Here is a 10,395-nt window from a genome sequence, read left to right as displayed (position 1 = left end):
GACGAGCGCTCGTTTCAGGTTCAACATCGACCGAGCCTCCGCGCGCCGCCCCGCAGCGGTCGAGCCGGCCCGCGACGCCGTCGCCGTCGACGTGTTCGACGCGGCGGAGATGGACTACGACCCCGAACACGCGGACGCGATCGCCGAGTTCCTCGACGAGGCGGACTTCGATTACGCCGTCGGCAGCGTCCACGACCTCGACGGCGTCAACGTCCACACGCGCTCGCACTTCGCCGACAAGCCCGAGGCGGAGCGCCGCGAACTCGTCGACCGGTACTTCGAGCAGCTGGTCGCCCTGGTCGAGTCGGAGCTGTTCGCGATCGCCGCGCACCCAGACTTGGTCGAGCGCAACCCCCACCTCCGCGGGTTCGCGACCGAGGACCACTACGCCGCGGTCGCCGAGGCGTTCCGCGACTCGCGGACCGTCCCGGAGATCAACGCCGGGCGGCTGCTCGACGGCTACGGCGAGTTCCACCCGGCCCCCGCCTTCCTCGACCGCCTCGTCGACGCCGGCGTCGACGTGAGCGTCGGGACCGACAGCCACGAGCCCGACGTGATCGATCCCCGGGTACAAGAGATCGAGACGGAACTCGACCGTCGCGGGCTGGAGCCGGTCCCCCTCGACCGGATCGTCGCGGACGCCTGACGCGGTCGCTCACGCCCTCGAGAGAGCGACCTTCGAAAACGCAGCTATTTCCTCGTGTGATTTCGGCTTACGCCTCGTCAAACAGCGCAGCGCTTCGCGCTGCTGGCTCGCCCCGGCTTACGCCGGATCGGACGACGGGAATCGGAGATTCGCTCGCCCGACGAAGCTACGCTTCGTCGAACACCGATAGGCTCGCTCCGCTCTCCTATCGAGTTCGACTTCGGCTTACGCTTCGTCGAACAACGTCTCGCCCTCGACCATGTGGTCCTCGACGGCGTCCATGTCGAGCGTGACGCCGAGGCCCGGCTCCTCCGGCACCTCGATGTACCCGTCCTCGATCACACTCTCCTCGACGAGGTCCTCCCACCAGCCGAGCTCGTAGGAGTGGTACTCGATGGCGAGCGAGTTCGGGATGGCGGCGCCGACGTGCGCCGCGGCCATCGTCGCGACCGGCGAGGCGACGTTGTGCATCGCGACCGGCACGTAGTACTGGTTCGCGATGTCGGCGATCTTGCGGGTCTCGCGCATGCCGCCGACCTTCGGCAGGTCGGGCGCGACGATGTCGACCGCCTGGTTCTCGATGAGCCGGCGGAGCTCGGTGACGCGGTAGCGGTTTTCGCCGACCGCGATCGGCGTGACCGTGTTCTTCGTGACCTCCTCCTGGACTTCGAGGTTCTCCGGCGGGACGGGGTCTTCGAGCCACCACACGTTGTGCTCCTCGATGGCGTCCGCGAGGCGCTTCGCGGAGCCGCCCGAGAACGTCCAGTGGCAGTCGAAGGAGACGTCCGCCTTGTCCTTCACGCGCTCGGTGACCTTCTCGACGATCTCCGCCTTGTGGCGGATCTCGCCGGGGCGGAGGTGGCGGTTCGCGCGGTCCTTCTCGTGGCCCGAGGGGACGTCGAGGTCGAACTTCAGCGCGTCGTAGCCGAGTTCGTCGACGACGCGCTCGGCCTCGTCGGCGCAGGCCTCGGGGTCCGCCTCGTCCTCGGTGTGACAGTCGCAGTAGACGCGCATCTCGTCGCGGTACTTCCCCCCGAGCAACTGGTAGGCGGGCACGTCGAGAATCTTGCCGGCGAGGTCGTGGAGCGCGACTTCGATGCCGGAGATGGCCGTGACCGTGACGCCCTCGACGGAGCCCTCGCCGGACATCTTCTGGATCAGGTGCTCGTAGAGGCGGTCGATGTCGAGCGGGTTCTCGCCGATCACGAACGGCTTCATGCGCTCGATCAGCTCCGGGACGCCGGCGCCCCAGTACGCTTCGCCGGTGCCGACCACGCCCGCGTCGGTGTAGACGCGGACGAGCGTCCACGGGAAGTTCCCGTCGACCATCGTCGTCTGGACGTCCGTGATCTCGACGTTGCGATCGCCGCCGCGCGTCCCCGTGGTCCCCATCGTCTCGGCGGAGAGCTCCCGCATCGTGTACTCCGCGTTCGGGTCGTGGAGCGACTCGTAGTTCCGGCTCATACCCCCCGATTTATTCGGAACAGGGTAAACGTTTACCATCGGGCGTGGGACGCCTGAACAGGTGGCTTTTCATCCCCGTGCGCGCAACGGGTGGGCATGGTCGAAATCACGGATTCTCTCGCGTGTCTGTACACGGGTCGGGTCGAGTCCCGCGGCGACGACTACGTCGTCACCGTCCCCGCGTCGGAGATCGAACACGGAAGCGTCAGCGTCGGCGAGACGTACCGGATCGCCGTCCTCGACCGCTCCGACGGCGAGCCCTCGGCGGCGGCCGACGACGGCGCCGCGTCGTCCGTTCCCGACGCCGACGCCGACGCCAGCGGCCCCCCGTCCGACGGGGGCGATCGACCCACCTCTCGCGGGGCCGCCGGGGCCGTCCAACCCGACCCGCCCGTCTCGGAGGGAGAGGTCCGCGAGGTGACGATCGAGACGCTGGGCGACAAGGGCGACGGGATCGCGAAGATCGAACGCGGTTACGTCGTCATCGTCCCCGACGCCGAGCCCGGCGAGGAGCCGACCGTCGAGATCACGAGCGTCCGGGAGAACGTCTCGTTCGCGAACGTCGTCGAGGAGTAGCGCCGCGCTGCGAGGTCGCGAGACCCTTCGAGGCCGCCGTCACCCGTCTCTCTCTACGCGGCCTTCCTCGGGCGGCTCGGCCCGCGAAAACAGCGCCCGGAGGTTCGACGGCGAGAAGAACGAGGACGGCTCGTCCATGTGGACGCCGATCTCGCCCGAGAGCGCCCGCAGCCCGACCCGCTGGACCGGCTCCGGCAGCGAGTAGCACCGCCGTATCGCCTTCCCGAGCCGGATCTCCGTCGACAGCTCCTCGCGCCACTCCGACTCGTAGTCGGCGAGCGTCGCCGGGTCGCGCGGGTCGATCGCCGCCGCGGCGACGTCGGCCGCGCGCATCCCGTATAAGATTCCGCCCCCGGTGAACGGCTTCGTCTGCGCGGCGGCGTCGCCGATCAGGAAGCCGCGGTCGCTCGTCGTCCGCGCCGGCGGTCCCACGGGGATCGCGCCTGAGCAGCGACGGTCCGTCGTCGCGCCGTACGCGTCCGTGAGCCGGTCGAAGCCCGCCGACACGTCCTCGCTCGGCGGCGCCGCGAGCCCGTACTCGACGCCGGCGTCGCCGCGGGGGATCCGCCACGCGAAGAACGTCGGCGCGGTGAGGTGGACGTCGACGTAGTCGCCCGCGTCCGCCGCGTCGTCGAACGCGAGGACGCCGTGGAGCAGTTCGTCCGGCTCCGGGAGGTCGAGCGCGCGGCGCACCCGCGAGGTCGGACCGTCGCACCCGGCGACCATGCGCGCCTCGAAGCGCTCGGTGGCGCCGTCCGCGAGGCTAGCCTCGACGACGACGCGGTCGCCGCGCTCGTCGACCGAGACGACGGTGTGGCCCTCCCGGAGGTCCGCGCCCGCGTCCTCGGCGAGGTCCGCCAAGGTCCGATCGAGGCCGACCCGGTCGATCACGTTCGACACGGGCTCCCGCTTGTAGAACGGATAGGGGGCCGACTCCGGCCCGCCGACGTGGAACCGCGCGCCGAACACTCGGTTCTGCCGGAGCCGGTCTACCGCCCCGTCGTCGACGTACTCCCAGAGGTCCGTCGAGACGTGGCCGGAGCAGGCCAGCGGTTCGCCGACGGTCCCCGACTCCAGCAGGAGGACCTCGCGTCCCGCCTCGGCGGCCCGGCGCGCGAACCGCGACCCGGCCGGCCCCGCTCCGACGACGACGAAGTCGTACACGCCCGTAATCACCGTCCCGAGACGGCTAAACGGTTCCGGCTCCCGACCGGTTCGCGGATCACTCGTCGCCGCCGAGCCACGCGAGCGCCGCGTCGAGGTCGGTCCGGGGCGGCGAGCAGGCGAACCCCTCGCAGACGTAGGCGGTCGGCTCGCCGTCGGTCGCGTCCCGGTCCGCCCAGATCGGCGGGGCCTCGACCATGTCGAGGCGGTCGAGCCACTCGTCAAGCCCCGCGTCCGTAGCCGGGCGCGGCGCGACGAGCGCGCCCGGCAGGTACCGCTCGCCGAGCGTCTCGCGCCACTCGTCCGGCACCTCGTCGGCGGCGACCGTCACCTCGATCCCCCCGGTCTCGACGAGGTCCGCGGCCCGGACGAGCGAGGCGTGTTCGAGCGGACCGCCGCGGATCCGGTCGGCGTGGGTCGTCACGACGCGCTCGGCGATCTCACGGAACTCCCCGCCGGTCCGGAACCCGTCGAGGAGCGCGAGCGTCTCGGCCGCGACGCCGAGGCTCGACGGCGTCGACCGGTCGGTGAACTCCTGCGGCCGGGCGATGAGCGGGCCCGCGTCGGCGCGCTCTCCCGCCCCGCCGGTCCCGTCCCCGTCGAGGTCGCGCGTGAAGTATATCGTATCGTCGTCCGCGTCGTAGAACTCCGCGACGAGCGCGTCGGCCAGATCTAAGGCGAATCCGAGCGCCTCCGGGTCGCCGGTCGCGGCGTAGGTGTCGAGCGCGCCGCGGGCGAGGAATGCGTAGTCGTCAAGGTACCCCGGCCCGCGCACGTCGCCGTCGAGCCAGCGTCGGGCGAGCGCGCCGGTCTCGGCGTCGGGGTCGTAGAGCCGGTCGCGGCAGAAGTCGAGTGCCTCGCGGGCGCTCTCGGCGTACGGCTCGCCGAGAGCGTCCCCGGCCCGCGCGAACGCCGAGATCGCACGCCCGTTCCACGCCGCTAGCACCTTCCCGTCGCGGGCGGGCCGCGGTCGCGACTCGCGGGCGTCGAACAGCGCCGTGCGCGCCTCGGTCAGCGTCTCGCGGACCGCCTCGGGCGACTGCTCGCGGTCCGCGGCCAGCTCCGCGACCGACGCCGCGACCGTCGGGACCGTCGAGCCGCGCTCGAAGTTCCCGCCGGGCCGGATCCCGTACCGCTCCTTCGCCAGCGACGCCGCTGGCTCGTCGAGGACGGCGTCCACCTCCTCGGGCGTCCAGACGTAGAAGGCGCCCTCCACGTCCTCGCCGTCGCTCGCGCCCTCGCCGTCTCCGCGGCTCGCATCCTCGTCGTCCCGGCGGCTCGCGGGCTGTCGGCTCCGCGCGTCGAGCGTGCTGAAGAAGGCGCCGCCCTCGTGTCGCAGCTCGCGGTCGAGGAACGCTAGCGACTCGCTCGCGACGCGAGCGTACCTCGGGTCGCCGGTGAGCCGGTAGCCGTCGAGGTAGACCATCGGTAGTTCGGCGTTGTCGTACAGCATCTTCTCGAAGTGGGGAACGGTCCACTCGCGGTCGACCGCGTAGCGGTGGAACCCGCCGCCGATCTGATCGTACATCCCCCCGTCGGCCATCCCGTCGAGGGTTCCGGTCGCGGCCGACAGGAGCGCGTCGCGGCCGCGGCCGGCGTACGCCCGCATCAGGAGGTCGATCCGGCCCGGCATCGGGAACTTCGCGCCGCCGCTCCCGAAGCCGCCGTGTTCCTCGTCGTAGCCGCGCAGCGCGGCCGCCGCGGCCGTGTCGAGCAGGTCGTCGCCGGGCGGCGAGGCGCCCCCCTCCTCCGAAGCCGGCGGTTCCGGCGTCGGCACCGACTCCAGCTCGTCACGCGCGCTCTCGGCCCACTGGTCGGCGCGCCGCTCCATCTCCTCGCGCTGCTCGGGGTCGCTCCACGAGTCGGCGATGCGCTCGCAGAGCTCGCGGAACCCGGGCTGGTTCCGCCGCGGCTCGGGCGGGAAGTACGTCCCGACGTAGAACGGCTTCCCCTCGGGCGTACACCACGCCGAGAGCGGCCACCCGCCCCCGCCGGTGACGAGCTGGGAGACGGTCATGAACGTGCTGTCGACGTCCGGGCGCTCCTCGCGGTCGACTTTAATCGGGACGAACGAGTCGTTCACGACCGCCGCGACCGACTCGTCCTCGAAGCTCTCCTCGGCCATGACGTGACACCAGTGACACGAGGAGTAGCCGATGGAAACGAACACCGGCGCGTCGTGCTCGCGGGCGCGCTCGAACGCCGCGTCGCCCCACGGCTGCCAGTTGACGGGGTTGTCGGCGTGCTGTCGGAGGTAGGGACTCGCCTCCCCGTCGAGGCGGTTCCGCTCGGTCGGCTGTGACATGGGCCCGGTTCGGCCCGGCGCGACAAAAGGCGTCCGGGGCGCGCCGAGCGCCGCCGCCCGCGACGCGGGTATCCACGAACGAGCATATATCGGGCCGCGGAGAGAGTAAGGTTTACACTACCGTGCGGTCACCCGTCGGGCATGACGGAGACCGTGCTGCTTGTGGGGGGCGGCGGCCGCGAACACGCGCTCGCCCGAGCGGTGGCTGACGACTGCGCGCTGTACGCCTGCGCGAGCGTCCGGAACCCGGGGATCCGGCGCCTCGCGGACGGGTTCGAGTCGATCGACGAGACCGACGCCGAGGCCGTCGCCGAGTACGCGACCGCGGTCGGCGCGGACCTTGCGGTCATCGGCCCGGAGTCGGCGCTGGAGGCCGGCGTCGCGGACGCCCTCGACGACGCCGGCGTCTACGCGTTCGGTCCGCGGGCCGCGGAGGCCCGCCTGGAGACGGACAAGGCGTACCAGCGGGAGTTCATGGAGCGGAACGCGATCCCCGGCTGCCCGGACTACGCCGTGTTCGACGACACCGAGGCAGCCTGCCAGCACATCGACGAGTACGACGGCGACCTCGCGGTCAAGCCCGCCGGGCTTACCGGTGGCAAGGGCGTGAAAGTGATCGGCGACCAAGTGACGGCGGCGGAGGCCAAGGCGTACCTCCGCGACTCCGACTACGACCGCGTCGTCCTCGAGGAGCGGCTCGTCGGCGAGGAGTTCACGGTTCAGGCGTTCGTCGCGAACAGAGACGTGCGGACGACCCCCGCGGTCCAGGATCACAAGCGCGCCTACGAGGGCGATGAGGGACCGAACACCGGCGGGATGGGGTCGTACACCGACACCGGCCGCTCGCTCCCGTTCATGGCCGAGGGCGACTACGAGGCCGCGGTCGACGTGCTGGAGGCCGTCGTCGACGCGCTCCCCGACTACAAGGGCGTCCTCTACGGACAGTTCATGCTCACCGACGAGGGGCCGAAGGTCGTCGAATTCAACGCGCGGTTCGGCGACCCCGAGGCGATGAACACGCTGCCCGTCCTCGACACGCCGTTCGTCGACGTGCTCGCCGCCGCTCGCGACGGCGACGCGCTCCCAGAGCTCGACTTCTCCGGCGAGGCGACCGTCTGTAAGTACGCGGTCCCCGACGGCTACCCGACCGACCCTGACGCGGGCGCGGCGATCGCGGTCGACGAGGAGAGCGCGGGGGACGCGCTCCTCTACTACGCCAGCGTCGACGAGCGCGACGGCGGGCTGTACACCACCACCTCGCGGGCGTTCGCCGTCGTCGGCCGCGGTGACTCGATCGCGGCCGCCGAGGCGCAAGCGGAGGACGCCCTGGCCGCCGCGGGCGACCGCGTCCGCATCCGCCACGACATCGGGACCGCCGACCTCGTCCAGCGCCGGATCGACCACATGGACGAGCTGCGACCCTGAACCGGCCCGGCCGCTCGGTCGGCGGGTCGGCGGCCCGGAGCGACCCTTTTATCCCCTCCGTCCGAACGGCGTGACGTGACAGACGACGACCCAGACGCGACGCGCGAGGATTTGTCCCGAAGCGACCGCCTCGACAGGTTCCCGACGCCGGGCGTCCGGAACTCCCTGTGGTCGTGGCCGGACGCGAAGTCGCCGCTCGCGGTCGTCCGCAACTACGTCGTCATCGTCCTCGCGCGGATCTGCCCGAGCCTCCGGCTGAAGAACTGGCTGCTCCGGCGGATCGGCGTCGCGGTCGGGGAGGGCGTCTCGTGGGGGCTGGAGTCGACACCGGACGTGTTCTGGCCGGAGCGGATCCGGGTCGACGACGACGCGATAATCGGGTACGACGCCACGCTGCTGTGTCACGAGTTCCTCCACGAGGAGTACCGGCTCGGCGACGTTGTCGTCGAGGAGCAGGCGATGATCGGCGCCGGGGCGGTCGTACTCCCCGGCGTCACGATCGGTGAGGGCGCGCGCGTCGCCGCGAACTCGCTCGTCGCGGAGGACGTGCCGCCGGGCGCGACCGTCGCGGGGGTCCCGGCCGAGGTCGTCTCGCGGTCGGACCCGGCCGCGAGCGACGACTGACCGGGGGGCTACGCGGCAGCGGTTTACACGGCGTCGTCGTCCGCGTCGCCGCCGTCGCTCGCGGTCCGTTCCTCCTCCGCGTCGGTGATGTGTGCCTCGGTGCTCACCCGTTCGAGGTCGACGCCGACCTCCTCGGCGACGGCGTCGAGGACGGCCCGCTGCTCGGCCATCTCGTTTTCGAGCGTCTTGACGCGCTCGGAGGTGTCTATCACCGTCTCCTGCGTCTCGTCGACCTCGTCGCGGAGCTCGCTGATCTTCTTGTAGGTGCGCTCCGCGCGGTCGGCGAGCGTCTGGATCTTCTTCGCGGTGTCCCCGAATCCCATACCGACGCGTCGGTCCGGCGATACGTGTGCTTTTCCGTTCGGTGCGGCCCTCCCGAACCGTCGGTTCGCCGACCGCCGCGGCCCCGACCGACGGTGGACTTTTGCCCGACTCGCCCCTGATACGGGTATGAGCGTGGACCGGATCCTCCTGACCAACGACGACGGCGTCGACGCCGCGGGACTGCGCGCGCTGTACGACGCGCTCGCCGAGGAGCACGCGGTGACCGTCGTCGCGCCCGCGGCCGACCAGTCGTCCGTCGGCCGTCTGCTCTCCGAGGACGTGGCCGTCGAGGACCACGAACTCGGATACGTCGTCGACGGCACCCCCGTCGACTGCGTCGTCGCGGGGCTCGACGAGCTCGTCCCGGAGGTCGACGCGGTCGTCGCGGGCTGTAACGAGGGCGCGAACCTCGGGGCGTACACGCTCGGGCGGTCGGGGACCGTCTCGGCGGCGGTCGAGGCGGCGTTCTTCGACGTGCCCGCGGTGGCGGCCTCGATGTACGTGCCCGGCGGCGACGATTGGTGGAAACGCGAGTTCGAGGGCGCCGACTTCGCGCACGCGGCCCGGGCGACGCGGTTCCTCGTCGACGAGGCGGTCGAGGCGGGCGTGTTCGACCGCGCGGACTACCTCAACATCAACGCGCCGATCGCGGACGAGGACCGCGCACCGCTCCGCGTCACGACCCCCTCGACATGGTACGGGCTGCGCGCGGAACGAAACGGGGACGGTCGCGTCGGGTTCTCCGATCCGATCTGGGGCCTGATGAACGACGACGACGTCCCAGACCCCGTCGGCACCGACCGGCGCGCCGTCGTCGACGGCGAGGTGTCCGTCTCGCCGCTATCGGTCCCCCACGCCGCCGAGCCGGAGGCGGGCCTCGACGAGCTGGCGGAGGCCTACGAGGCGACAGTGCGGTCGTGAAAAGCGGGCCGCGCTACTCGCCGTCGCCGGTGCTGACGGTCACCTTCGCCTCGCTCAGGACGCGGTCGCCCATCTCGTAGCCGGGCTCGTACACCTCGTGGACGGTCCCCTCCGGGCGCTCGCTATCGACGCGGAGCATCACCTGATGGCGCGCAGGGTCGACCTCCTCGCCCGGCTCGGGGTCGATCGCCTCGACGCCCTCCTCGGCGAGCACGTCGTCGAACTTCTCCAGCGTCGACTCGACGCCGGGGCGGAGGTCGCTCCCCTCGTCTTGGTCGAGCGCGCGCAGCAGGTCGTTCCGGACCGGCGTGAGCCGCTCGACGAGCGCCTCGGAGGCGCGCTCCCGGATGTCCTCCTGCTTCCGCTTCGCGCGCTCCTTGTAGTTGCTGAAGTCGGCCTTCACGCGGGCGAGCTTGCTCGTCAGCTCTTCGACCTCCTCGTCGCGCTCGCGGAGCGCCTCGCGGGTCTCGGCGAGGTCCGCCTCCAGCGCCGCCACCTCGCGGGCGAGCGCCTCGTCGTGCTCGGCGACGGCCGCGGCCAGCGCCTCGCTCTCGGCGCGGGCGCCGCCGTCGTCGCCGGCGGCCGACTCCCCGCTCGCTCCGTCGGCGGTCGCCTCCGCCGTGCCGTTCGCTCTCGCCGCGTCGCCCTCGTCGTCGGCGGACTCGACATCGACGGCGTCGTCGTCGCTCATACCCGATGGAAGTCGGTCGGCGGGGATAAGCGTTCAGAACCGCGGCGAGGTCGACCCAGCGCTCCGCGATCTCGTCGGCGAGGTCGTCGACGCCGAACACCTCTCCGACGCCGCGGTCGACGCCGACTAGGCCCCGAGCGTCACGGCGCTGACGGGGATCGTCTCCATCGCCGTCGACGACGGCAACGAGCGGTGGACCGTCGGCGGGTGGGGCGCGGCCTACGAGGACGTGGAGGCCGACCGGATCCACGTGAC

11 protein-coding genes are annotated in these 10,395 nt (G+C 71.7%); 6 read left to right on the top strand and 5 right to left on the bottom strand.

The genetic code is table 11. From position 1 onward, the window contains the following. Window positions 1-25 precede the first annotated feature (25 nt). Window positions 26-646, top strand: coding sequence for a PHP domain-containing protein (locus B9G49_RS14230; RefSeq protein ID WP_394334826.1), 621 nt, complete (start codon window positions 26-28; stop codon window positions 644-646). A 225-nt stretch (window positions 647-871) separates the two neighbouring features. Here B9G49_RS14230 and B9G49_RS14225 read toward each other — a convergent pair whose 3' ends face one another. Then, a complete protein-coding gene (locus B9G49_RS14225) occupies window positions 872-2,110 on the bottom strand; it encodes a mandelate racemase/muconate lactonizing enzyme family protein (RefSeq protein ID WP_086216814.1) in 1,239 nt (412 codons plus the stop codon). 96 nt (window positions 2,111-2,206) lie between these two features. Between B9G49_RS14225 and B9G49_RS14220 the strand changes: the two genes are divergently transcribed. Continuing rightward, window positions 2,207-2,686, top strand: a complete 480-nt coding sequence (locus tag B9G49_RS14220) for a TRAM domain-containing protein (protein ID WP_049929441.1) — start codon at window positions 2,207-2,209, stop codon at window positions 2,684-2,686. A gap of 39 nt (window positions 2,687-2,725) precedes the next feature. On the opposite strand, the gene B9G49_RS14215 is transcribed toward B9G49_RS14220, so the two are convergent. Both B9G49_RS14215 and B9G49_RS14210 read right to left on the bottom strand, forming a co-directional pair. Beyond that, entirely contained in the window at window positions 2,726-3,850 is a 1,125-nt protein-coding gene (locus B9G49_RS14215; RefSeq protein ID WP_086216813.1) for a geranylgeranyl reductase family protein, read from the bottom strand. Window positions 3,851-3,908: 58 nt separating this feature from the next. Continuing rightward, complete coding sequence (locus tag B9G49_RS14210) at window positions 3,909-6,155, bottom strand: thioredoxin domain-containing protein (protein WP_086216812.1); 2,247 nt, start codon at window positions 6,153-6,155, stop codon at window positions 3,909-3,911. Window positions 6,156-6,296: 141 nt separating this feature from the next. Here B9G49_RS14210 and purD point away from each other — a divergent pair, with 141 nt between their 5' ends. Together purD and B9G49_RS14200 are read left to right on the top strand one after the other, a co-directional pair. Continuing rightward, window positions 6,297-7,580, top strand: coding sequence for a phosphoribosylamine--glycine ligase (gene purD, locus B9G49_RS14205; RefSeq protein ID WP_086216811.1), 1,284 nt, complete (start codon window positions 6,297-6,299; stop codon window positions 7,578-7,580). Window positions 7,581-7,655: 75 nt separating this feature from the next. Beyond that, window positions 7,656-8,204, top strand: a complete 549-nt coding sequence (locus tag B9G49_RS14200; RefSeq protein ID WP_049929445.1) for a DapH/DapD/GlmU-related protein — start codon at window positions 7,656-7,658, stop codon at window positions 8,202-8,204. Window positions 8,205-8,227: 23 nt separating this feature from the next. Here the strand turns inward: B9G49_RS14200 and B9G49_RS14195 are convergent, their stop codons facing one another. Beyond that, window positions 8,228-8,527: a DUF5798 family protein gene (locus B9G49_RS14195; RefSeq protein WP_086216810.1), complete on the bottom strand. Its 300-nt coding sequence runs from the start codon at window positions 8,525-8,527 to the stop codon at window positions 8,228-8,230. Window positions 8,528-8,654: 127 nt separating this feature from the next. Between B9G49_RS14195 and surE the strand changes: the two genes are divergently transcribed. Then, entirely contained in the window at window positions 8,655-9,449 is a 795-nt protein-coding gene (surE, locus tag B9G49_RS14190; protein ID WP_086216809.1) for a 5'/3'-nucleotidase SurE, read from the top strand. Between the two features lie 13 nt (window positions 9,450-9,462). Here the strand turns inward: surE and B9G49_RS14185 are convergent, their stop codons facing one another. Next, on the bottom strand, window positions 9,463-10,140 hold the full coding sequence (locus B9G49_RS14185) for a nucleotide exchange factor GrpE (protein ID WP_086216808.1): 678 nt from the start codon (window positions 10,138-10,140) through the stop codon (window positions 9,463-9,465). 148 nt (window positions 10,141-10,288) lie between these two features. Between B9G49_RS14185 and B9G49_RS17100 the strand changes: the two genes are divergently transcribed. Beyond that, on the top strand, window positions 10,289-10,395 hold a 107-nt coding region (locus B9G49_RS17100; RefSeq protein ID WP_321166728.1), incomplete at its 3' end, for a TrmB family transcriptional regulator sugar-binding domain-containing protein.

This window comes from Halorubrum sp. SD683 (genome assembly GCF_002135045.1).
GTDB lineage: Archaea > Halobacteriota > Halobacteria > Halobacteriales > Haloferacaceae > Halorubrum > Halorubrum ezzemoulense.
This window is presented reverse-complemented; position numbering and strand designations above follow the sequence as displayed.